The 21,277-nt window shown below is 67.9% G+C and carries 22 protein-coding genes; 16 read left to right on the plus strand and 6 right to left on the minus strand.

Annotation, left to right across the window (positions count from 1 at the left end; translation table 11 throughout):
• Positions 1 to 15: 15 nt before the first annotated feature.
• The 9 genes from E3O54_RS10720 to E3O54_RS10760 all read left to right on the plus strand — a co-directional run bounded on the left by E3O54_RS10720 (position 16) and on the right by E3O54_RS10760 (position 6,076).
• Entirely contained in the window at positions 16 to 372 is a 357-nt protein-coding gene (locus E3O54_RS10720; RefSeq protein WP_104100935.1) for a holo-ACP synthase, read from the plus strand.
• Positions 369 to 1,547 (plus strand): alanine racemase, encoded by a 1,179-nt coding sequence (gene alr / locus E3O54_RS10725; RefSeq protein ID WP_134401565.1) that lies wholly within the window; start codon positions 369 to 371, stop codon positions 1,545 to 1,547. The genes E3O54_RS10720 and alr overlap by 4 nt, the downstream gene beginning before the upstream one ends.
• Positions 1,547 to 2,068, plus strand: a complete 522-nt coding sequence (tsaE, locus tag E3O54_RS10730) for a tRNA (adenosine(37)-N6)-threonylcarbamoyltransferase complex ATPase subunit type 1 TsaE (protein WP_104100933.1) — start codon at positions 1,547 to 1,549, stop codon at positions 2,066 to 2,068. Before alr ends, tsaE begins: the two co-directional genes overlap by 1 nt.
• A gap of 155 nt (positions 2,069 to 2,223) precedes the next feature.
• Positions 2,224 to 2,856, plus strand: a complete 633-nt coding sequence (tsaB, locus tag E3O54_RS10735; RefSeq protein ID WP_134401566.1) for a tRNA (adenosine(37)-N6)-threonylcarbamoyltransferase complex dimerization subunit type 1 TsaB — start codon at positions 2,224 to 2,226, stop codon at positions 2,854 to 2,856.
• The gene (gene rimI / locus E3O54_RS10740; RefSeq protein WP_134342972.1) at positions 2,856 to 3,368 is read left to right on the plus strand and encodes a ribosomal protein S18-alanine N-acetyltransferase; all 513 of its coding nucleotides are present in this window, start codon (positions 2,856 to 2,858) and stop codon (positions 3,366 to 3,368) included. Before tsaB ends, rimI begins: the two co-directional genes overlap by 1 nt.
• The gene (gene tsaD, locus E3O54_RS10745) at positions 3,365 to 4,477 is read left to right on the plus strand and encodes a tRNA (adenosine(37)-N6)-threonylcarbamoyltransferase complex transferase subunit TsaD (RefSeq protein WP_134401567.1); all 1,113 of its coding nucleotides are present in this window, start codon (positions 3,365 to 3,367) and stop codon (positions 4,475 to 4,477) included. Before rimI ends, tsaD begins: the two co-directional genes overlap by 4 nt.
• 139 nt (positions 4,478 to 4,616) lie before the next feature.
• Entirely contained in the window at positions 4,617 to 4,985 is a 369-nt protein-coding gene (locus E3O54_RS10750) for a DUF4190 domain-containing protein (RefSeq protein WP_104100929.1), read from the plus strand.
• 97 nt (positions 4,986 to 5,082) lie between these two features.
• On the plus strand, positions 5,083 to 5,646 hold the full coding sequence (locus E3O54_RS10755) for a DUF4190 domain-containing protein (protein WP_104100928.1): 564 nt from the start codon (positions 5,083 to 5,085) through the stop codon (positions 5,644 to 5,646).
• A gap of 19 nt (positions 5,647 to 5,665) precedes the next feature.
• A complete protein-coding gene (locus tag E3O54_RS10760) occupies positions 5,666 to 6,076 on the plus strand; it encodes a DUF4190 domain-containing protein (RefSeq protein ID WP_104100927.1) in 411 nt (136 codons plus the stop codon).
• Between the two features lie 25 nt (positions 6,077 to 6,101).
• Here E3O54_RS10760 and E3O54_RS10765 read toward each other — a convergent pair whose 3' ends face one another.
• Positions 6,102 to 7,301, minus strand: a complete 1,200-nt coding sequence (locus E3O54_RS10765) for a methyltransferase domain-containing protein (RefSeq protein WP_104100926.1) — start codon at positions 7,299 to 7,301, stop codon at positions 6,102 to 6,104.
• A gap of 127 nt (positions 7,302 to 7,428) precedes the next feature.
• Between E3O54_RS10765 and groES the strand changes: the two genes are divergently transcribed.
• The 4 genes from groES to E3O54_RS10785 all read left to right on the plus strand — a co-directional run bounded on the left by groES (position 7,429) and on the right by E3O54_RS10785 (position 10,955).
• Positions 7,429 to 7,725, plus strand: coding sequence for a co-chaperone GroES (gene groES / locus E3O54_RS10770; protein ID WP_066597535.1), 297 nt, complete (start codon positions 7,429 to 7,431; stop codon positions 7,723 to 7,725).
• 101 nt (positions 7,726 to 7,826) lie between these two features.
• Positions 7,827 to 8,756 (plus strand): EamA family transporter RarD, encoded by a 930-nt coding sequence (gene rarD / locus E3O54_RS10775; RefSeq protein ID WP_104101025.1) that lies wholly within the window; start codon positions 7,827 to 7,829, stop codon positions 8,754 to 8,756.
• 46 nt (positions 8,757 to 8,802) lie between these two features.
• On the plus strand, positions 8,803 to 9,534 hold the full coding sequence (locus E3O54_RS10780) for an ABC transporter substrate-binding protein (protein ID WP_134401568.1): 732 nt from the start codon (positions 8,803 to 8,805) through the stop codon (positions 9,532 to 9,534).
• A gap of 125 nt (positions 9,535 to 9,659) precedes the next feature.
• Positions 9,660 to 10,955 (plus strand): ABC transporter substrate-binding protein, encoded by a 1,296-nt coding sequence (locus E3O54_RS10785; RefSeq protein ID WP_104100924.1) that lies wholly within the window; start codon positions 9,660 to 9,662, stop codon positions 10,953 to 10,955.
• A 219-nt stretch (positions 10,956 to 11,174) separates the two neighbouring features.
• Here E3O54_RS10785 and E3O54_RS10790 read toward each other — a convergent pair whose 3' ends face one another.
• Genes E3O54_RS10790 through E3O54_RS10805 form a run of 4 tightly spaced genes read right to left on the minus strand, consistent with a single transcriptional unit; the run spans position 11,175 to position 15,118 of the window.
• Positions 11,175 to 11,945, minus strand: a complete 771-nt coding sequence (locus E3O54_RS10790; protein ID WP_104171787.1) for an ABC transporter ATP-binding protein — start codon at positions 11,943 to 11,945, stop codon at positions 11,175 to 11,177.
• On the minus strand, positions 11,942 to 12,856 hold the full coding sequence (locus E3O54_RS10795) for an ABC transporter ATP-binding protein (protein WP_104194003.1): 915 nt from the start codon (positions 12,854 to 12,856) through the stop codon (positions 11,942 to 11,944). Before E3O54_RS10795 ends, E3O54_RS10790 begins: the two co-directional genes overlap by 4 nt.
• Positions 12,846 to 13,826 (minus strand): branched-chain amino acid ABC transporter permease, encoded by a 981-nt coding sequence (locus E3O54_RS10800; protein WP_104101024.1) that lies wholly within the window; start codon positions 13,824 to 13,826, stop codon positions 12,846 to 12,848. The genes E3O54_RS10795 and E3O54_RS10800 overlap by 11 nt, the downstream gene beginning before the upstream one ends.
• 14 nt (positions 13,827 to 13,840) lie before the next feature.
• Positions 13,841 to 15,118 (minus strand): branched-chain amino acid ABC transporter permease, encoded by a 1,278-nt coding sequence (locus E3O54_RS10805; protein ID WP_104100921.1) that lies wholly within the window; start codon positions 15,116 to 15,118, stop codon positions 13,841 to 13,843.
• Positions 15,119 to 15,395: 277 nt separating this feature from the next.
• Here E3O54_RS10805 and guaB point away from each other — a divergent pair, with 277 nt between their 5' ends.
• Positions 15,396 to 16,898, plus strand: coding sequence for an IMP dehydrogenase (gene guaB / locus E3O54_RS10810; RefSeq protein ID WP_134342978.1), 1,503 nt, complete (start codon positions 15,396 to 15,398; stop codon positions 16,896 to 16,898).
• Positions 16,899 to 16,914: 16 nt separating this feature from the next.
• Here the strand turns inward: guaB and E3O54_RS10815 are convergent, their stop codons facing one another.
• Positions 16,915 to 18,057 carry a MalY/PatB family protein gene (locus E3O54_RS10815; RefSeq protein WP_134342992.1) on the minus strand — a complete coding sequence of 381 codons (1,143 nt, stop codon included), beginning with the start codon at positions 18,055 to 18,057 and terminating at the stop codon, positions 16,915 to 16,917.
• Between the two features lie 63 nt (positions 18,058 to 18,120).
• Here E3O54_RS10815 and E3O54_RS10820 point away from each other — a divergent pair, with 63 nt between their 5' ends.
• Positions 18,121 to 19,239: a GuaB3 family IMP dehydrogenase-related protein gene (locus tag E3O54_RS10820; RefSeq protein WP_104100918.1), complete on the plus strand. Its 1,119-nt coding sequence runs from the start codon at positions 18,121 to 18,123 to the stop codon at positions 19,237 to 19,239.
• 87 nt (positions 19,240 to 19,326) lie between these two features.
• Entirely contained in the window at positions 19,327 to 21,057 is a 1,731-nt protein-coding gene (locus E3O54_RS10825; protein ID WP_134401569.1) for a glycerol-3-phosphate dehydrogenase/oxidase, read from the plus strand.
• Positions 21,058 to 21,277: the final 220 nt, after the last annotated feature.

Genomic DNA, 21,277 nt, shown 5'->3' on the forward strand with positions numbered 1-21,277 from the left:
GCAAGGGTTGACCGGATGATCCGGGGCATCGGGGTCGACATCGTCGACCTCGCTCGCTTCGAACGGCAGGTCTTGCGCACGCCTGGGCTTATTCCCCGGCTTTTCACGGAAGCCGAGCGCGGGTTGCCGATGCACTCCTTGGCCGCGCGCTTCGCGGCCAAGGAGGCACTGATCAAAGCGCTCGGCGACAGTGCCGGCGCCAGCTGGCAGGAGATGGACGTCGTGACCGACGCGCACGGCAACCCGGGATTCGTGCTTCACGGGGCTACCGCGGCGGCACTGACGGCCCGCGGCATCGACACAGTGCACTTGACCATGACTCACGACGCCGGGGTGGCCTGTGCGTTCGTGGTCGCGGAGGGCGGGGCATGACCGGATACCGCGAGGCCGTCGTCGACCTGGGCGCGGTCTACGCCAACGTCGCGCACCTCAGGCAGGTGGCCGGCACCCCGCACCTGATGGCCGTCGTCAAGGCGAACGCCTACGGCCATGGGGCAGTGCCGGTCGCCCGCACCGCGCTCGCCGCGGGCGCCGACTGGCTCGGGGTGGCCGACGTCGACGAGGCGCTCGAGCTGCGGGCCGCCGGCATCGACGCGCCCGTCCTGGCCTGGCTGCACGATCCGGATGCCGATTTCACCGTCGCCATCACCCGGAGCATCACCCTCGGGCTGTCCTCGGCGCGGCAGCTGCGCCAGGTCGCCGAGGCCGCCGCCGCTCTCGGTCGCGTGGCCGACGTGCACCTCAAGCTCGAGACCGGGCTCAACCGCAACGGCGTGAACGAACCGGACTGGGCCGAGACGTTCGCTCTGGCGGCCCAGCTCGAGCAGGCCGGCCGCCTGACCGTGACCGGCATTTTCAGCCACCTGTCGAATGCGTCCCCGGTCGACGACGCCGAGGCGATCGAGCGCTTCGAACGCGGTGTCGCTCTCGCCGCCGACACCGGGCTGACCCCGTCTCTGATCCACCTGGCGTCCACCGCGGCGGCGCTGCGCGTGCCGGCCGCCCGCTTCTCGATGGTGCGGGTGGGCATCGGCATCTACGGTCTGTCGCCGTTCGCGGACCAGACGTCGCGGGATTTGGGCCTCACCCCGGCGATGACGCTGCGGGGGCGCGTCGCCGCCGTGCGCCGCGTGGCTGCGGGGGCCGGGGTGTCCTACGACTACCTGTGGCGGGCACCGGTCGACGGCTACCTCGCCCTCGTGCCACTCGGCTACGCGGACGGCGTGCCCCGCCAGGCCTCCGGAACCGCGTGGGTCGACATCTCTGGACACTCGCATCCGCTGGTCGGGCGCATCGCGATGGATCAGTTCGTCGTCAGCATCGGCCAGGAACGCGTGACGGTCGGCGACGAGGTCGTACTGTTCGGCAACCCGGAGACCGGTGTGCCGAGCGCGACCGACTGGGCCGACGCCGCCGGCACCATCAACTACGAGATCGTTACCCGGATCGGCCGCCGGGTTACCCGCAGCTACCGGAACGCGGTCGACGGCGCGGCGGGCGGCACGCGGCCCGGCGGCGGCGTTCGGCCCGGCGGCGGTTCGCGCTGATGCGCGCCGTCATCCCCGACGCCGACAGCATGCACGAGTTCGGCCGCACGGTCGCGGGGCTGCTGCAGGCCGGCGACCTGATCGTGCTGACCGGGCCCCTCGGCGCCGGAAAGACGACCTTCACCCGCGGCCTGGGGGAGGGTCTGCAGGTGCGCGGCTCGGTCACCAGCCCCACCTTCGTGCTGGCCCGCACCCACCCCAGCACGATCGGCGGACCCCCGCTCGTGCACGTCGACGCCTACCGGCTCGGAAGCGCCCTCGAGCTGGATGACCTCGACATCGATTTCGTTCGGTCGATCGTCGTGGTCGAGTGGGGTCGCGGGATGCTCAACGGTATCGCCGACTCCTGGCTCGATATCGAGATCGAACGGCCCGTCGGGGCCTCGCAGGCGGCCGCATCCGTCGTCGCCGACGAGGCCGAGGTGCTCGACCTCGACGAGCCGCGCACGGTCACGGTCACCCCGCACGGCCCCCGCTGGCCGAACGAATTCGACGGAGATTTTGCTCCTACAGGCCCATAGTGGGCCCGATCCGGCTCCAGAGCCCAAAATCTCCGTCGAATTCGTTCAGGGCGGCCGACGAGCAGGCTTGGCGGAGCAGGATCGGCAGCACAGCCCGTCGGCGGCACAGCGCATTAGCGGCACAGCGCATCGAACACAGCGAATAGGCTGGTGAGGTGCTTCTCGCCATCGATACTTCCGCCGGAACGAGCGTCGCGGTCGTGGATCTCGCCCGAGGCGTCATCGCCGAACACGCCACCGACGACACTATGCGCCACGCCGAGGTGGTCGGCCGCCTGATCGCCGACTGCCTCAGCGACGCGGCCGTGCCGATCAGCGGCCTCTCCGCGGTGGTCGGCGGCATGGGTCCCGGCCCCTTCACCGGTCTCCGTGTGGGCATCGCCGCCGCGCGGGTCTTCGCGCTGGGCGCCGGGGTGCCCTTCGTGCCCGTCGTCAGCCACGATGCGCTCGCCTTCGGCCGCTACCAGGCCGGCCACACCGGCTCGCTCGTCGTCGTCACCGACGCCCGTCGCCGCGAGGTGAACTGGTCCGTGTATAGCGGGGCGGATGCCGTGGGTCTCCCGATCCGGGTCGACGGTCCTGGTGTGGCCCAGCCAGCCGTGCTGCGGGAGCCCGGCTGGGCGCACGCTGAGGTGCCCCGCTTCGACGCGGTCGCCGTGTCCGCCGGGGAGCTGGGGCAGGTTGCCGAGCTGATGTGGGCCCACCAGCGCCCGTTCGCCGCCGACACGGCGCTCTACCTGCGCTCGCCGGATGTCACCGTGTCCAACGGCCCGAAACGGGTGAGTTGATGATGTGGCAGCTGCGGCGCGCCCGAGCCGCCGATGTGGACGCCATCATGGCGCTCGAGACCCGTATCTTCGTCAACGACGCGTGGTCCGCCGAGGCGATGGCCCAGGACGTGGTCAACCCGAACTGCTACTACCTGGTGGCCTTCCCCCCCGATGAGCCCGACCGGATCGAGGGCTACGCCGGGCTGCAGGCCCTGCAGGGAGCGCGCGAGGGCGACATTCAGACCATCGCGGTCACCCAAGAGACCCGCGGCCACGGCCTCGGCCGAACCCTGATGCTCAGCCTGATCGCCGAGGCCCGGAAGCGGGGCGTGCGCGAGGTGTTCCTCGAGGTGCGCGCCGACAACCCGCCGGCCCAGGAACTCTACCGCCGACTCGGCTTCGAGGAGTTGGGCATCCGCCCTGGCTACTACCAGCCCGACAACGTCGACGCGATCGTGATGCGACTGCACGTGCCTGACGCCGAGATGCAGATGACACCGGCAGAGGCCGCACTGGAGGCCACCGAATGACCGCCCTGAACGCGCAGACCACCCTGAACGCGATGACCGCGCAGAACCGCGCCAACCCGCTCGTGCTCGGCATCGAGACCTCCTGCGACGAGACCGGAATCGGAATCGTGCGCGGAACCACCCTGCTCTCCAACACGATCGCGTCGTCGATGGACGAACACGCCCGCTACGGCGGAGTCGTGCCGGAGGTGGCCGCGCGCGCACACCTTGAGGAGCTCGTTCCGGCGATCCGGGCGGCCGCGCTGGAGGCCGGCATCCGTTTGGAGGACATCGATGCGGTGGCCGTGACCTGCGGCCCCGGTCTGGCCGGCGCGCTCATGGTCGGGGTCGGCGCGGCCAAGGCACTAGCCATCTCGCTCGGCAAACCGATCTACGCGGTCAACCACCTCGTCGGTCACGTCGGGGCCGATGTGCTTCGACTCGGCGCAGACGACTCCACGAAGCCGCTGGAATACCCCACCGTTGCGCTTCTCGTCAGCGGCGGTCACACCTCACTGCTGCTGGTGCGCGATCTGGTCTCCGACGTCGAACTGCTCGGCGAGACCATCGACGACGCGGCCGGCGAGGCCTTCGACAAGGTGGCCCGCCTGCTCGGCCTGCCCTACCCGGGCGGACCCCAGATCGACCGGGCCGCGCGGGAAGGCAATCCCGCGGCCATCCGTTTCCCCCGCGGTCTCAGCCAGACCAAGGACATGGCGAAACACCGGTACGACTTCTCGTTCTCCGGGCTCAAGACCTCGGTCGCGCGCTGGGTCGAGCAGAGACGCGACGCGGATGAGTCGGTGCCGCTGGCCGACGTGGCCGCCAGTTTCCGAGAGGCGGTCGTCGACATCCTCCTGACCAAGTCAGTCGCGGCCTGCGTCGACCTCGGTGTGCCGAGGCTCCTGCTCGGGGGCGGCGTGATCGCCAACGCCCGGCTGCGTCAGGTGGCCCAGGAGCGCACGGATGCCGCCGGCATCGCCCTGCGCATCCCGCCTCTATCGCTCTGCACCGACAACGGCGCCATGATCGCCGCCCTCGGGGCGCAGCTGATCATGGCCGGGCATGCGCCTTCGTCACTGGAGTTCGGGGCGGACTCCACCCTTCCGGTCTCCGAGATCCAGGTCTGAAACCCCCTCCCACCGGTATTTCGCCACCGGACGGGTATTCTAGCTTCGGCAGGCGACGTTTGTTCGTGCGATCAACACCTTGTCCGGCTGGGAGCCAGATTGGCAGCCCAGATGCACCATTCCCGAAGGAGCAATCGACATGACCGATCCCAACGAGCCGCCGGTTAACCCGCCCATGTTCCAGCCGCCGGCGGCGCAGGCCGCTCCGGCCTACGCCCAGCCGGGCTACCCTCAGCCCTACGCGCCGCAGGGCCCATCCGAGAAGTACAACGTGCTGTCCATTGTGTCGCTCGTGACCTCGGTGCTCGGGATCTCCCTGGTCGGCATCATCACCGGCCACATCGGTCTGAGCCAGATCGGGAAGACCGGAGAAAAGGGACGGGGACTCGCGATTGCCGGCCTCATTGTCGGCTACGCCGGCCTGGCGGCTCAGCTCCTGGCCGTCGTCCTGCTGATCCCGTTGATGATCGCGATCGCGAACGACCCGACCCTGCTCAATACCTACTGACCCGGTGGCCACGGGCAGAAACCCTGCGCGTCGATGACCCGTGACCCGATATGCAATTAGCGACGCCACCCCGTTGTCCGGAAAGGAATGAATTCGCATGAGCGATTCCAACAACCCCAGCAACTCTGACGTGCCCCGCGTGCCTGACGTGCCCCAGGTGCCCGGCGTGCCGGAGGTGCCTGACGTGCCGCAGGTCCCCGATATCCCGCGCGACGAGCAGGGGGCGTCCGCCGCCCCGCCGGCGTACAACGGCCCGACCCCGTCGGCCTCCGTCCCGCCCGCCTACGGCGCCGCGACCCCGCCGCCCGGCTACGGCACCCCGGCGATGACCCAGGCGCCTGCCCATGGCGACGCGTATTCGTCGCCCTTCGGTGCGGTCGCCGCGAAGCAGCCGATTTTCAGCATCTTGGCGCTGGTCGCCGGCGTTATCGGCGTGCTCGGCTCGCCGATCGTGTTCCTCCCGATTGTGGGTGGCATCCTCGGACTGTTCATCCCCGCCGCCGCGGTCGTCCTGGGCTTCCTCGGTAAGTCGAAGGAGCCGCAGGCGAGGGGCTTCTGGCTGACCGGGCTGATCACGGGGTTCATCGGCGTCGGTCTGGCACTGGTCAGTATCGTGATCTGGTCTGTCTTCTTCGCCACCATCCCCAACTCGTCGTACTGAGCGGAAGATAGCAGCGGGGATGGTTGGGGAGGAACGGGACTGGTCCCGCAACGATGACTTCCGGGTCGACCTCACCCGGCCTCCGGCGCCCGCTCCGGGGGAGCTGGACTACGCGTCGACCATCACAGCCCCTACCGAATGGGTGCCGTACGTCTACACCGACAGCGAGCTGACCGCGCAGGCAGGCCAGGGCGGGCTGTCCATCGCATCGCTCGTCTTCGGGCTGCTGGGGCTGCTGATCGCGGTCTTCGGCGTCTGGGGTGCGGCGCTCTCCCTGGCCGCGGTCGTGCTGGCCGTGATGGCCCGCGTGACCGAGCGCCGTGCCGGCACCGCGTGGGCCTACGGGCTGTGGACCGGGCTGGCCGGGCTGGTCCTCGCGGTCGGGTGGGTGTCGATCGTCACACAGGTGCTGACGGTCGTGCCCGGCTGAGCCATGCTGTCCTTCGCCGCTGGCCTCAGTCGAGTGGCGGAATCCGCTCCACCAGCAGAGCCACCCGGTGGCCGGCGGCCCGGGTGAGCACGAGCGTCGCCGACTCGGGGCCCTTGAGCTTCAGTCGGGTGCGCAGGGTGGCCGGGTCGACGTCCACGCCGCGTTTCTTGATCTCGAGAGTGCCGATGCGGCGTTCTTGTAGGCCCAGCCGCAGCTTCTTCTCGTCGACCGGCAGCACCTCGAGCACCCGGAATGCGGTGGCGAAGGGCGTGCGTTGCAGGGTCTCGGAGGTGAAATACGCGATCCCCTCGCTCAGCATCGACGCGTCGAGCGACCGGGCCAGGTCCCCGATCAGACGGGCACGGATGATCGCGCCGTCCGGCTCGTACAGGTAGTCGCCCAGCACTCCCACCGGGGCATCCGTGCTGTCGTGGGGCGCGGTCAGTTCGTGGATCCCGGTCCGGCCGAGCAGCAGGGCGGAGCGACGGATGCCGGCGCGCGCCAGTGCTCCGAACCACAGCCCCATCTCCACGAGCTTGCCGTCCACGGAGACCCACTGCGACTCGGCTTCCGCGGGGATCAGCTCGCGGTCGTGGCCCGGCCCGAGCTTGACGCCGACGGGCATCCGCTCACTGAGACCGAAGACAAAATCGAGGTGCGGGGAGTAGTCCTCCGGCCGGGTCAGGCGCGAGGTGTTGGAGTGCCCGGCGGTGCGCCGGGCCGGGTCGAGCCAGGCGGCGTCGAAGCCGGCCAGGTCGACGTCTTCCGCGGACGAGTGCAGAACGCTCGCGTTCTCGAACGGAGCCAGGTTGTAGCTGGCGACGGTCGCGGTCACCTCGTCGGCGTCCACCCCCGTCACCGTGAGGTCCATGGCGGCCAGGGCCATGGCGTCGCCTCCGATGCCGCAGCCGAGGTCGACGACCCGGTTCAGGGACGCGCCCGCGAAGCGGCCGGCGTGCAGCGCCGCCACCCGCAGCCGGGTGGCCTGCTCGAGGCCGGCCTCCGTAAACAGCATGCGGCCGGCGAACTCGCCGAACTTGGGCACGGCCCTGGCTCGGAGCCGGGACTGGCTGAGCACCGCGGTGACCAGCTCGGGGCTGTGTCCGGCCTTGCGCAGTTCGCTCACCACCCGCACGACGTCGGCGGCCGCGTCGTACGGCGGCAACGAGTCCAGCAGGCGCAAACCGCCCGGCGATAACAGCTCGACGAGCTCTGAGCGTTCCATCGTGTAAACCTATCAACACGACGCATCTGGCACTCACGTTGCGTGAGTGCCAGATGCGCCCTAAACTCGTCTTGGCACTCTCGCTGTGAGTCTGCTAACTATGTCTTAGCTAAGAAAGAGGTCAACCGTGTCGGTCTCCATCAAGCCGCTCGAGGATCGCATCGTCATCAAGCAGGTCGACGCAGAGCAGACCACCGCATCAGGTCTGGTCATTCCTGACACCGCCAAGGAAAAGCCCCAGGAGGGCGAAGTTGTCGCAGTCGGCCCCGGCCGCATTGACGACAACGGCAACCGCATTCCACTCGACGTCGCCGTCGGCGACAAGGTGATCTACTCCAAGTACGGTGGAACCGAAGTCAAGTTCGGTGGTGAGGACCTCCTCGTCCTGTCGGCCCGCGACGTGCTCGCAGTCGTCGTTCGCTAGCCACACCCACGCAACGGTAGAATCCCGGATGGCCCTGGCCATCCGGGATTCGTCGTTAAGAAAGGTCCGCTGTGGCGCAAGACGCTCTTCCACCCGGGAAAATCCGCGCGGCCCGCCCGGCGCGGTCGGAGCAGAGCAAGGGACTGATCTACGCGGTCCTCGCCTACGCCCTCTGGGGCACGCTGCCGCTCTACTTTCTACTCCTCGCGCCCAGTGGTGCCTTCGAGATCGTGGCCTGGCGGGTTCTCTTCTCCCTGGTGTTCTGCGCACTGCTGATCACGGTCACGCGCAAGTGGAAGTCCTTCCTCGCGCTGCTGCGGAGGCCTCGCATCGTGTTCACCATGGGTCTGGCCGGCCTGCTGATCTTCGTCAACTGGCAGACCTACGTCTTCGCCGCCCTCAGCGGCCACGTGGTCGAGGCAGCCCTCGGCTACTTCATCAACCCGATCGTGACCGTGTTCCTCGGCGTCATTCTGCTGCGCGAGAGGCTGCGCCTGCTGCAGTGGGTGGCCGTGGGAATCAGCCTCGGGGCCGTCGTCGTGCTCACCGTCGGCTACGGCTCGCTGCCGTGGGTGTCGCTCATCCTCGCGTTCTCGTTCGGATTCTACGGATTGATCAAGAAAAGGGTCGGCCGCGACGTCGATGCCGTCGCCGGACTCACCCTCGAAACGGTCTGGCTCGCACCCATCGCCGTGGTGCAGCTGATCGTGGTGGCCTCTGTCTCCGGTCTCACCTTCGGAAGCGTGTCCATCTGGCATACCGTGGGGCTGCTGGCAGCAGGTGTTGTGACCGCTGTGCCGCTGTTGTTCTTCGCCGCCGCGGCCCGGCGCCTGCCTCTGACATACATGGGTCTGATCCAGTACTTCGCTCCGATCCTGCAGTTCCTGGTCGGCGTCTTCGTGCTGCTCGAGCCCATGCCGCCCGAGCGCTGGGTCGGTTTCGCACTGGTCTGGGTGGCGCTGGTCGTTCTCACGACCGACATGGTCCTCACCGGACGCGCGCCCCGGCGTGCGTCCCTTGAACCGGTCTGAGCCCCGCTACGCTCGGGGACGCACCTCGTATGTGAAAGGACACCGGATGCGCACTGCGTCGACTTCCCTGCCCGTCATCCTCGTCGGGGCGCTGGCCTGCGTGCTCCTGCTGTCCGGATGTAGGGCTGAGGTCGCGCCGCCCTCAGTCGAGCCCGCTGCCGCCGCGTCCGTCGTGGTGGCTCCGTCCGGTGACGGGACCGTGCGCCTCGGAACTCTGTTCCCCATGACGGGCCCGGCGGCGGCCAGTGGTGCGGCACAGGTGGCCGGCTCCGAACTGGCCGCCCGGGAGATCACCGAGCAGGGCCGAATTCTCGGGGCTCCGATCGAGATCATCCACCGCGACTCCGCCGTCGACCCGGCGACGTCGCTGACCGACTTGTTGGCTCGTGGCGTCGACGTCGTGCTGTGGGACGCCACCGTTCCGATGCCGGGCGATCTGGCGGCCGCCGTCGCGGCGGCGCCGGTGGTACTGCTGTGGCTCGGCGACTTCGCGAACGGAGGCACGCCGCTGGCCGCCAGTGACGGCTTCGCAGCGCGCCTGCGCACCCTCGATCCAGGGCTGGTCGACACTGCCGGCGGCGGTGAAGCCTATGACGGAGTCGTCTTGAGCGCCCTGGCCGCAGCACGGGCCGGAGACGACGGTGCGGCGTCGATCAGGCCCGCTCTCGACCAGGTCAGTACCGGGGCGTTCGCCTGCGCATCCTGGGGAGAATGTGCGGCCGCGCTGGCCGATGCGCAACAGATCGCTTATCAGGGCGTCACCGGCCGCCGATCGTAACGATTTGGTCTGCGTTACACGGATGTAACCCGGTTGCCTTGTTTCGCGCGATTCCTGTCAATAATGTGACAGAACGGCAGTCAATCGACCGCTGTCATTTCTCATTCCTAGTCCCAAGGAGCAACATGAGCGTATTCGCGAAGGCCTCGGCCTCCCGCTCAGTTCGGGCAGTCGTCACTGGAGTCGCCTTGGTCGGCGTCAGTGCACTTCTGCTCACCGGCTGCAGCAGCAACACCACTGAGCCGGCTGCATCGGAAGCCCCCGCCGCGAGCGGAGACGCCCAGGCCATCACGGCCGGCGACCGTGACCTGACCCTGAAGGTCGGCACCATCCTTCCCCAGAGTGGCGCCCTGGCCTTCCTCGGCCCGCCCGAAGAAGCCGGCGTCGCCCTGGCCGTCAAGGACATCAACGACGCGAACCTCGGATTGACCGTTGAGGCCATCTTCCGTGACTCCGGCGACACCACGACGGACACCGCGACCGGTTCGGTGACCGACCTTCTCTCGCAGAAGGTTTCCGCCATCATCGGCGCGGCATCCTCCGGCGTCTCCAAGACCGTGATCGACCAGATCACCGGCGCGGGCGTCGTGCAGTTCTCCCCGGCCAACACCTCGGCGGACTTCACGAAGTACGCCGACAAGGACCTCTACTGGCGCACCGCCCCGTCCGACCTGCTGCAGGGTGAAGTCCTGGGCACCCAGATCGCCGACGACGGCAACAGCACCCTCGGCCTGATCGTGCTCAACGACTCTTACGGCACCGGCCTGGCCGAGTCCACGACGACCGCCTTCGAGGCTGCGGGCGGCGAGGTTGTCGCCACGTCCCTGTTCAACGAGGGTGACTCCAACTTCGCCGCTCAGATCTCCGAAGTGACCGCCGCCAACCCCGACGCGATTGCCCTGATCACGTTCGACCAGGCCAAGGTCATCACCCCCGCACTGGTCGGCTCCGGCTTCCCCGGTGGCAACCTGTACTTCGTGGACGGCAACCTGTCCGACTACAGCAAGGACTTCGACGCCGGCATCATCACCGGTGCCAAGGGCACGCTGCCCGGCCTCGACGTAGGAACCCTCGGCGACTTCACCGATCGTCTCAAGGAGATCGACCCCACCCTGACCGACTTCAGCTACGCGGCAGAATCTTACGACGCCGTCATGCTCGTCGCGCTGGCCGCCTACGCGGCCAACGACGTCTCAGGTGAGGCCATCTCCAAGCACCTCCGCCAGGTCTCTGGGGGAACCGGCGACGGCACCACGGTCTCCGACTTCACCGCGGCGGCTAAAGCCCTCGCGGCCGGCGACCAGGTCGACTACGAGGGCTTCTCCGGCCCGGTCACGTTCGATGAGAACGGCGACCCGACCGAGGCAACCATCGGCGTCTACGAGTACCTCGAAGACAACACGTACAAGCGCATCAACTAGTCACGATTCGTCGCTGACCGGCATTCGATCTGGAAGGGCCCCGACTTCGGTCGGGGCCCTTCTTCGTGCGCCCGGTGACGGCCGTCACCCGGTGACGCCCCTCTCCCGGACACGATCGGCGTCACCGGACACGGAGCACCGGACACACGGAAGCGGCGCCCGAAGATCTCGGGCGCCGCTTCGTCGTGCGGGGCGTGCAGTCGGTGCTGGCGGCTCCGGCTAGTCGTCCTGGCCGAGGGTGCCGAGGTAGAGGCCGATCACCTTGGGATCGTTCAGCAGCTCGCGGCCGGTGCCCGTGTAGGCGTCACGGCCCTGGTCGAGCACGTAACCGCGGTCGCAGATCTGCAGGCACCGGCGCGCATTCTGCTCCACCATGATCGTGGTCACGCCGGCCTTGTTGATCTCCTTGACACGCAGGAACGCCTCGTCCTGGCGCACGGGGGAGAGGCCTGCGCTCGGCTCGTCGAGCAGCAGTACGTGCGGGCCCATCATCAGCGCCCGCGACATGGCCACCATCTGGCGTTCCCCGCCGGACAGCGATCCGGCGCGCTGCTGCAGACGCTTCCCGAGCTCCGGGAAGATCTCCGTGACGAACTCGAGGCGTTCGGTCAGGCCTTTCGGCTTCAGGAACATGCCCATCTCCAGGTTTTCCTGGATCGTGAGCGTGGGGAAGACGTTGTTCGTCTGGGGCACGAAACCGACGCCCTTGGCCACGAGCTTGTTCGCCTTGAGGTTGGTGATGTTCTCGCCGCGAAGCAGGATCTCACCCTCCCGGACCTTGACCTGGCCGAAGATCGACTTGAGCAGCGTGGACTTGCCGGCGCCGTTCGGGCCGATGATCCCGATCAGCTCGCCGTCGTAGGCGGTCAGGGAGCAGGCGTTGAGGATGTTGACGCCCGGCAGGTAGCCGGCCGTCACCGTCTTGACCTCGACGACGGGCTGCCCGGTGGGCGTGTAAGCCGGCGCGGCGGCGGGGCTGGTGTTCGTCAATCGAGCAACTCCTTAATGGCTTCCACATGTTCTGTTTCGGCGGCCGGATCCTCGCCGAGGTCCTCGTCGTGGTGCTGACCCAGGTAGGCGTCGATCACGGCGGGGTTACGCATCACCTCGTGCGGGTCGCCCTCGGCGACCACGCGGCCTTCGGCCATCACGATGACCCAGTCGGCGATGTGGCGCACCATATGCATGTCGTGTTCGACGAACAGAACCGTCATGCCCTCCGCCTTCAGGTTGAGGATGTGGTCCAGTAGCGACTGCGTCAGTGCCGGGTTCACCCCGGCCATCGGCTCGTCGAGCATCACCAGGCTCGGCTCGCTCATCAGCGCCCGTGCCATCTCGAGCAGCTTGCGCTGCCCGCCGGAGAGGCTTGCGGCGTAGTCATCCTTCTTGGTGTCGAGCTTGAACCGTTCGAGGATATCGAGGGCCTGCACCCTGTTCGCCTCCTCCTGTTTGGCCCAGAAGAAGGGGAAGATCGCCCGGAACAGGTTCTCGCCGGCCTGGCCCTTGGCGCCGAGCAGCATGTTGTCCATGACGGTCAGCAGGCCGAGCGCCTTGGTGAGCTGGAAAGTGCGCACCTGGCCCATCCGGGCCACCTTGAACGCGGGCATCCCCGACAGGGGGCGACCCTCGAAGGTCCACGACCCGGTGTCAGGCTTGTCGAAGCCCGTCAGCAGGTTGAACAGGGTGGTCTTGCCGGCTCCGTTGGGTCCGATCAGCGCCGTGATGGCGCCGCGCGGGATCTCGACGTGGTCGACGTCGACGGCCTTGAGACCGCCGAAGGTTCGACTCACGCCGTCGGCAACCAGGATCGGGTCGCGCTTCTTGCAGCCCGGTTCGGCCTCGCCGATGTGCAGGTCGGTCGACTTGACCGGCTTGTTGCTGGGAACGGTGTTATTTGACAAAGGCCAACTCCTTCTTGTTTCCGAAGATGCCTTGCGGTCTGAAGATGACTATAAGCATGATCGCCACTCCGACCAGGATGAAGCGCAGCTGGCCGGCCTGAATGCTGGTGATGAAAGGGATCCAGCCTGCCTCCACCGCTCGGGCGATGAACCCGGAGAAGAAGGAGAGCAGAACCCAGAAGACCATCGAGCCGATGACCGGCCCGAGAATCGTCGACGCGCCGCCGAGCAGGAGGATCGCGTAGATGAAGAACGTCAGGGACGTCTGATAATTCGAGGGCACCACCGCACGGGGAAGCACAAAGATCATTCCGGCGATCGTGCCGAACACGCCACCGAGAATCAGAGACTGCATCTTGTAGGAGTAGACGTTCTTGCCGAGCGCGCGCACAGCATCCTCGTCTTCACGGATTCCCTTGATCACGCGACCCCACGGGCTGCGCATGATCTGCCATGTGAACAGGCAGGCGAGGGCCACGATCGACCAGGCCACGATGCGCAGCCACCAGTCGTACTCGTTGTACTCGAAGGGGCCGAAGCCGTAGCGCCCCTCCGGGATCGGGTTGAGGCCGGCGAAACCGCCCTTGTAGCCGCTCAGGCCGTTCGCGGAACCCGTGATGGACTGGAACGTGTTCGTCGTGAACAGGAGGCGCACGATCTCGGCCGCCGCGATCGTCACGATCGCGAGGTAGTCCGCGCGCAGGCGGAGCGTCGGGATGCCCAGGACCAGGGCGAAAACGACGGATGCGCCGACCCCCACCAGCACGGCACCCCAGACGGGGAAACCGAAGCTGAGGGTGGAGATGGCGAACCCGTAGGCTCCGAGGGCCATGAAGCCGGCCTGGCCGAAGTTCAGGAGGCCGGTGTATCCGAAGTGGATCGCCAGCCCGAGAGCCGCGAGGGCGTAGGCGGCGGTGGTCGGGCTGATCAGCTCGACGGCTGCGTTGCTAAAGATTGCTCCCCAGTCGATCATCGGATGCCCTTCTAGCCAATTCTCTCTTTGCGACCCAGGATGCCTTGCGGCCGAAGCAGCAGCACCAGGATCAACACGACAAGTGCACCGACGTATTTAAGGTCGGAGGGAAGCAACAGCGTCGACAGTTCGACGAACAGGCCGACGATGATCGAACCGATCAGGGCGCCGAAAGCGGTGCCGAGACCGCCGAGGGTCACGGCCGCGAAGACGAGCAGCAGGATCTGGAAACCCATATCCCAGCTGACGCCCGGTCGGAAGTAGGCCCACAGAATTCCGCTGAGGCCGGCGAGGGCCCCACCGAGCACCCAGACGATCCGGATGACGCCGTCGACGTCGATCCCGCTGGCCGAGGCCAGGCTGGGATTGTCGGAGACCGCGCGGGTGGCCTTGCCGATGCGGGTGCGCAACAGGAAGTAGGAAACGGCCAACAGCACCACGATGCTGATGCCCATGCTGGCCACGTCGATCATCGAGAGCCGGATCGGACCCAGCTGCATGTCGGCGAGGCCGGATCCCGGAAGCTGGCTCGTTCCGCCGCCGACGAAGATCTGGAACAGGTAGCGCAGGGCGAGCGAGAGGCCGATGCTCACGATCATCAGTGGGATCAGACCGACGCCCTTGCGGCGCAGCGGCTTCCAGATCACCGCGTCCAGGCTCCAGCCGAAGCCCGCGCTCAGCGCGACGGCGATGATGATCGCCAGCCAGATCGGCAGGCCGAGCGTGACCGAGAAGAGGAGGGACATCAGCGCGCCGAAGGTGATCATCTCCGCATGCGCGAAGTTGCTCAGCCCGGTGGTGCCGAAGATCAGGGACAGCCCGATCGCGGCGAGGGCCAGGAGCAGACCGAAGTTCAGCCCGTTGACGAACCGATTGATGAACTGGTCAAAGAAGCTCACCGTCGTGCGCGTGCCCTCACCGAGGAAGAAGTTGACCGACTTCACCTTCGTGAGCGCGAATTCCGCCTCGATCACGCTGCCGCCCTTAGCGACGACGACGCCCTCGGGGAGGGTCTCCTCATCGAGGGTGACGGTGTAGGCGGCCTTCTCGGGCACGCCGACCTTCCACTTGCCGTCGGCACCCGTTTCCACGGATGCTTCATAGCCGGCCCCCTCGACGGTGATCAGCACATTGTCGAGCGGTTTCTGGTCGAACTGCACATTGCCGGTGAGTACGAACTCGTACTCATCGGTTCCGACCTCGTCGGCATGAGCCGGACTGGCCGAGACGGTGGCGAATGTGGACATAGTCAGGGCTGCGAAGAGCAGGCCGAAAAAGATCACCAGCATTCTGGGTGAGAATCTGCGAACAGCTTCAGGGGAATTCACTGCACCTCCATGGCGGCACCGTTGGGTCTGTGACCGAGCGTGCCCCGGGTCTCACCTACCAACATCTTTGTTGACAGTAAGTGAAGATTATGTCGCATATGTTCCGACGACGGCCGACACTCCCTAGATTCTCTGCTGAGGAATGCGCAGAGCGCAACGTCGCTTAACATTGAGAAGCCGGTAATCGAGTTGGATGGCCGCGTTTTCTCCACTTTCCTGCATTGTTAAAAGGGGTTTCATGGATCAGCCAGATCCGTTCGGTTTCACCGGGCTTACGTACGACGACGTCCTTCTTCTTCCGGGGCACACCGACGTCATTCCCAGTGAAGCCGGGACAATGTCTCGGTTGACGCGCCGGATCAGCGTGGCCACGCCGCTGCTGTCCAGCGCGATGGACACCGTCACCGAGACCCGGATGGCCATCGCGATGGCCCGTGAGGGTGGCCTCGGCGTGCTGCACCGCAACCTCTCGATCGCGGACCAGGCCGAGCAGGTCGACCTCGTCAAACGCAGCGAATCCGGCATGATTACCAATCCGGTAACAACTTCGCCCGACGCCACCGTTGCGGAGGTCGACGCCCTCTGCGGGCAGTACCGGATCAGCGGTCTTCCCGTCGTCGACGCCGACGGCGTGCTCGTGGGCATCATCACAAACCGGGACATGCGGTTCGTCTCCACCACCAAAAAGCACACGACCCGGGTGCGCGAGGTGATGACGACGGCACCGCTGATCACGGGCAAGGTCGGCATGGCCCCGATGGACGCCGTCGCCATCTTCGCCACCCACAAGATCGAGAAGCTTCCCCTCGTCGACGACCACGGCCGCCTGACGGGCCTGATCACGGTCAAGGACTTCGACAAGAGCGAGGAATACCCCTTCGCCACCAAGGACGATGCCGGACGACTGCGCGTCGGCGCGGCTATCGGCTTCTTCGGCGACGCCTGGCAGCGCGCCACCGCACTTCTCGAGGCAGGCGTCGACGTGCTCGTGGTCGACACCGCCAACGGCGACAGCGCCGGGGTGCTCGAGATCATCCGTCGCCTGAAGTCCGACCCTGCCTTCGAGGGGGTCGACGTGATCGGCGGCAACGTGGCCACCCGCTCCGGCGCCCAGGCCCTCATCGACGCCGGCGTCGACGCGATCAAGGTCGGGGTCGGCCCCGGCTCGATCTGCACCACCCGCATCGTCGCCGGCGTCGGCGTGCCGCAGATCACCGCCGTCTACCAGGCGTCGCTCGCGGCCCGGGAGACCGGCATCCCGGTCATCGCCGACGGCGGGCTGCAGTATTCCGGCGACATCGCCAAGGCACTGGTCGCCGGCGCGGACACCGTCATGCTCGGCTCCCTGCTCGCCGGCTGTGACGAGAGCCCCGGCGAGCTTGTCTTCGTCAACGGCAAGCAGTTCAAGACCTACCGCGGCATGGGCTCGCTCGGCGCGCTGCAGAGCCGCGGCACGAAGACCTCCTACTCCAAGGACCGCTACTTCCAGTCGGATGTCCCCTCCGACGACAAACTCATCCCGGAAGGCATCGAGGGCCAGGTCCCGTATCGCGGACCGGTGTCCGCCGTGGCCTACCAGCTGATCGGCGGCCTGCGCCAGTCCATGTTCTACGTGGGCGCGCGCACGATCGACGAGCTCAAACAGAAGGGTAAGTTCGTTCGGATCACGTCCGCCGGGCTCAAGGAGTCGCACCCGCACGACGTGCAGATCGTGGTCGAGGCGCCCAACTACCGCCGCTGACAGTACTCGAGGGCGACTAGGCGGCCGCGGCCAGCCGGGAGACCGCTTCCGCGAGCACCTCAGGTGAACACCCGAAGTTGAGACGCGCGAAGCCCCGGCCCGGTTCGCCGAACATCGGGCCGGGGCTGAGCGCGACCCGGGCCTGCTCGAGTGCGACCAGCGCCGGGTCGTCACCCCAGCCGAGGCTCCGCAGGTCAAGCCAGGCCAGGTAGCCGGCCCCTGGCTGCCGGTAGCCGACCCCGGGCAGTTGCGCGTCGAGCAGCGCGGCGAGCTCGTGCCGATTGTCGTCGAGGGCCGCGATCACCCCGTCCAGCCACGGCTCCCCGTCGCGGAACGCCGCGATGCCGGCGATCAGCCCGAACTGGCTTGTGCGCCAGGACACCTCCTGGGGCAGGGCGGCGAGCTCGGCGCGCATCCGTTCGCCGGCGGTGACGAGAAGCGCGCATTTGAGGCCGGCCAGGTTCCAGGCCTTGCTCGCGCTCGTCACGCAGACGCCGTGGTCGGCGGCCTCGGTGGAGACCGTGAGGTAGGGCGTGAAAGCGGCGTCGGTGTAGGTCAGCGGGGCGTGGACCTCGTCGCTGACGACCGTGACGCCGTAGTGGGCGGCGAGCTCGGACAGCGCCGTAAGGTCCTGGACGGTGTGCGGATGCCCGATCGGGTTGTGCGGGTTGCAGAGCAGCACGCAGCGCACGCCCGATCGGAAGGCGCGCTCGAGGCCGTCCAGGTCGAGGGTCCAGCCGGTCTGACCGGCGAGGAGTGGCACGGCGTGCGGCACCCCGCCGGCCTCGGGCACGAGGTCGAAGAACGGCGGGTAGACCGGGGGAGTGATCACAACCCGGTCGCCGGGCCTGATCAGCATTCGCAGGGTCTCCACGATGGCCACGCTGACATCCGTCGTGGTGGTCACCTGCTCCGGGTCGACCTGCCAGCCCCAGCGGCGACCGGCGAACCCCGCGAAGGCCGCGCCAAGCCCGTTGACCGGTGCGACATACCCGGTGTCGCTGCGCCGCACCGCCGCTGTCAACGCGTCCCGGATAGGTTCGGCGAGCGGAAAGTCGGACTCGGCGACGAAGAGCGGCAGCACATCGGCGGGAAAACTGCGCCATTTCATGCTGGTGCGCTCGCGCAGGAAGGACAGAGGGTCGGCGGTGACGTCCATCACCTCAGGATGCACCCCGCGGCATCCGTCGTCGAGGAGCGCCGCGGCACCTAAACTGAAATCATGGAAATCGAGATCGGCCGCTCCAAGCGCGCCCGCCGCGTGTACGCCTTCGACGACATCGCGATTGTGCCCAGCCGGCGCACCCGCGACCCGGAGGATGTGTCGGTCGACTGGACCATCGACGCGTATCAATTCTCGATCCCGTTCCTCGCGGCGCCGATGGACTCCGTGGTCTCCCCGCAGACGGCCATCATGATGGGTCAGCTCGGCGGCGTCGGCGTGCTCGACCTCGAGGGCCTCTGGACCCGCTATGACAACCCCGAGCCGCTCCTCGCCGAGATCCGCGAGCTGCCCGCCGACCGGGCCACCGCGCGCATGCAGGAGATGTACTCCGAGCCGATCAAGCCCGAGCTCGTCACCGCCCGCCTCGCGGAGATCCGCGCGGCCGGCGTGACTGTGGCCGGCGCCCTGTCGCCGCAGCGCACGCAGGAATTGTACGAGACCGTCGTCGCCGCCGGCGTCGACCTGTTCGTCATCCGCGGAACCACCGTTTCTGCCGAGCACGTCTCGCAGAACCAGGAACCCCTCAACCTCAAGAAGTTCATCTACGAACTCGACGTACCCGTGATCGTGGGCGGGGCGGCGACCTACACCGCGGCCCTGCACCTCATGCGCACGGGTGCGGCCGGCGTGCTCGTCGGCTTCGGCGGCGGCGCAGCCTCGACCACGCGCGCCTCCCTCGGCATCCACGCGCCCATGGCCACGGCCGTGGCCGATGTCGCCGGTGCCCGCCGGGACTACATGGACGAGTCCGGTGGACGCTACGTGCACGTCATCGCTGACGGCGGCCTCAACACCTCCGGCGACATCGTCAAGGCCATCGCCTGCGGCGCCGACGCCGTCATGCTCGGCACCGCGCTGGCCCGGGCGACGGATGCCCCCGGCGGCGGCTTCCACTGGGGTGCCGAGGTGCACCACTCGAAGCTGCCCCGCGGCAAGCGGGTCGAGGTGGGCGCCCTGGCGCCGCTCGAGACCATCCTGTATGGCCCGACGCCGATCGCCGACGGCACCGCGAACCTCGTCGGCGCGCTGCGCCGGTCGATGGCGACCACCGGTTACTCCGACCTGAAGGAATTCCAGCGCGTCGAGGTGGTCGTCGCCCCGTACCGGGGGAATTAGACGGTTGTCGCGCCGCACCGAGTGAACTAGCGTCGGTATGAATTAGCGTCAGGTAAGCACCACACCATCCGGAATGGGAGTGAGCACATGGCACCAGGTAATTCGGCGTCGCGATCCACGAAACTGGGTCCGGAGGAACGAGCTGCGGCCCTCGAACGGCTGAAGGGCAAAGAGCTCGACATCCTCGTGGTCGGCGGCGGCATCGTCGGCACCGGAGCCGCCCTGGACGCGGTCACCCGCGGCCTGAGCGTGGGAATCCTCGAGGCCAGGGACTGGGCGTCGGGAACGTCGAGCCGGTCGTCCAAGCTGGTGCACGGCGGCATCCGCTACCTGGAACAGGCCGACTTCCGGTTGGTGCGCGAGGCTCTGACGGAGCGTGGCCTGCTCCTGCAGCGCATCGCCCCGCACCTGGTGAAGCCGGTGCGGTTCCTGTACCCGCTCAGGAAGCGCGTCACCGAGCGCTTCTACGTGGGCGCCGGCATGCTCCTCTACGACTTGTTTTCATATACCGGCGGGCGCGCCCCCGGTGTGCCGCACCACCGCCACCTGTCCAAGCGGCAGGTGAAGGGGCTTCTGCCCAGCCTGAACACCGACACGATCGTCGGCGGCATCACCTACTACGACGGGCAGGTCGACGACGCGCTCTACGTGGCCTCGCTCGTGCGCACCGCGTCGTTCTACGGGGCGCACGCGGCCAGCCGGGTGCGGGTCGAAGGATTCATCAAGGTGGGTGAGCGGGTGGTCGGCGTGCACGCCCACGACCTGCAGACCGATGAACGGTTCGAGGTGCGGGCCCGGCAGGTCGTGAACGCCACCGGGGTCTGGACCGACGACACGCAGCGCATGGTCGGCGAACGCGGCACCTTCAAGGTGCGCGCGTCGAAAGGCATCCACCTGGTCGTGCCCCGGGACCGGTTCCAGTCGGCCATGGGGCTGCTGCTGCGCACCGAGAAGAGCGTCCTGTTCGTGATCCCCTGGGGACGACACTGGCTGATCGGCACGACCGACACGGACTGGCATCTGGACAAGGCGCACCCGGCCGCCACCGCCGCCGACATCGACTACCTGCTCGAACACGTGAACGCCGTGCTCCGGGTGCCGCTGACCCGGGAGGACGTCGAGGGAGTCTACGCCGGCCTGCGGCCGCTCCTGGCCGGGGAGTCGGAGAGCACCTCGAAGCTGTCCCGCGAACACCTCGTCGGACACTCCGTGCCCGGCCTGGTGGTGATCGCGGGCGGAAAGTGGACCACGTACCGGGTGATGGCGAAGGATGCAATCGATGCGGCCGTCGACGCCTTCGACGAACGGGTCCCGGCCTCCACCACGGCGGAGATCCCGCTGCTCGGCGCCGAGGGCTATCAGGCCGCCTGGAACAAGCGCGGCCGGATCGCGCGGGCGTTCGGCCTGCACACCGTCCGCGTCGAGCACCTGCTGAACCGCTACGGCACCCTGACCGACGAGCTTCTCGACCTGATCCGCGAGACCCCGTCACTGGCGGACCCGCTGCCGGGGGCCGACGACTACATCGAGGCGGAGGTCGTGTACGCGGCCACGCATATGGGCGCCCTGCACCTCGAGGACGTGCTGGCTCGCCGCACTCGCATCTCGATCGAGGCCTGGGACCGCGGCGTCTCGGCGGCGCCCGTGGCCGCGCGGCTGATGGCCGGGGTGCTCGGCTGGGACGAAGCCCGGGAGGCGCGCGAAGTGGGCACCTACCTCAAGCGGGTGGCGGCGGAACGCGCGTCGCAGCAGCAGCCCGACGACGAGTCCGCCGACCGCGTGCGGCTCGAGGCTCCGGACATCGCCGCCACGAAATAGGAGCGAGCCTCTCCTGCCGCCACCCTCGCCCGGCGTCCACTCCCTGCCTCCGCTTGTCCGCTCGCACCCCGCCGGTGCGTGAACGAATTCGACGGAGATTCTGCCCTGTGGGGCCTGAAAAATGCCCGACAGCGCCGTTCAGAGCCAAATCTCCGTCGAATTGGTGAGAGCAGTGGGCGGCGCGGCCGCGCGGCGGCGGGCGGCGCGGCTGCGGGCGGCG

The organism is Cryobacterium sp. TMT2-4, from assembly GCF_004402575.1.
Lineage (GTDB): Bacteria > Actinomycetota > Actinomycetes > Actinomycetales > Microbacteriaceae > Cryobacterium > Cryobacterium sandaracinum.

Excerpts from the sequence above, each read along its gene's own strand:
- E3O54_RS10720 (WP_104100935.1), top strand. The coding sequence starts at position 16 with ATGATCCGGGGCATCGGGGTCGACATCGTCGACCTCGCTCGCTTCGAA.
- alr (WP_134401565.1), top strand. The coding sequence starts at position 369 with ATGACCGGATACCGCGAGGCCGTCGTCGACCTGGGCGCGGTCTACGCC.
- tsaE (WP_104100933.1), top strand. The coding sequence starts at position 1,547 with ATGCGCGCCGTCATCCCCGACGCCGACAGCATGCACGAGTTCGGCCGC.
- rimI (WP_134342972.1), top strand. The coding sequence starts at position 2,856 with ATGATGTGGCAGCTGCGGCGCGCCCGAGCCGCCGATGTGGACGCCATC.
- tsaD (WP_134401567.1), top strand. The coding sequence starts at position 3,365 with ATGACCGCCCTGAACGCGCAGACCACCCTGAACGCGATGACCGCGCAG.
- E3O54_RS10750 (WP_104100929.1), top strand. The coding sequence starts at position 4,617 with ATGACCGATCCCAACGAGCCGCCGGTTAACCCGCCCATGTTCCAGCCG.
- E3O54_RS10755 (WP_104100928.1), top strand. The coding sequence starts at position 5,083 with ATGAGCGATTCCAACAACCCCAGCAACTCTGACGTGCCCCGCGTGCCT.
- E3O54_RS10760 (WP_104100927.1), top strand. The coding sequence starts at position 5,666 with ATGGTTGGGGAGGAACGGGACTGGTCCCGCAACGATGACTTCCGGGTC.
- E3O54_RS10765 (WP_104100926.1), bottom strand. The coding sequence starts at position 7,301 with ATGGAACGCTCAGAGCTCGTCGAGCTGTTATCGCCGGGCGGTTTGCGC.
- E3O54_RS10780 (WP_134401568.1), top strand. The coding sequence starts at position 8,803 with ATGCGCACTGCGTCGACTTCCCTGCCCGTCATCCTCGTCGGGGCGCTG.
- E3O54_RS10785 (WP_104100924.1), top strand. The coding sequence starts at position 9,660 with ATGAGCGTATTCGCGAAGGCCTCGGCCTCCCGCTCAGTTCGGGCAGTC.
- E3O54_RS10805 (WP_104100921.1), bottom strand. The coding sequence starts at position 15,118 with ATGCTGGTGATCTTTTTCGGCCTGCTCTTCGCAGCCCTGACTATGTCC.
- guaB (WP_134342978.1), top strand. The coding sequence starts at position 15,396 with ATGGATCAGCCAGATCCGTTCGGTTTCACCGGGCTTACGTACGACGAC.
- E3O54_RS10815 (WP_134342992.1), bottom strand. The coding sequence starts at position 18,057 with ATGGACGTCACCGCCGACCCTCTGTCCTTCCTGCGCGAGCGCACCAGC.
- E3O54_RS10820 (WP_104100918.1), top strand. The coding sequence starts at position 18,121 with ATGGAAATCGAGATCGGCCGCTCCAAGCGCGCCCGCCGCGTGTACGCC.
- E3O54_RS10825 (WP_134401569.1), top strand. The coding sequence starts at position 19,327 with ATGGCACCAGGTAATTCGGCGTCGCGATCCACGAAACTGGGTCCGGAG.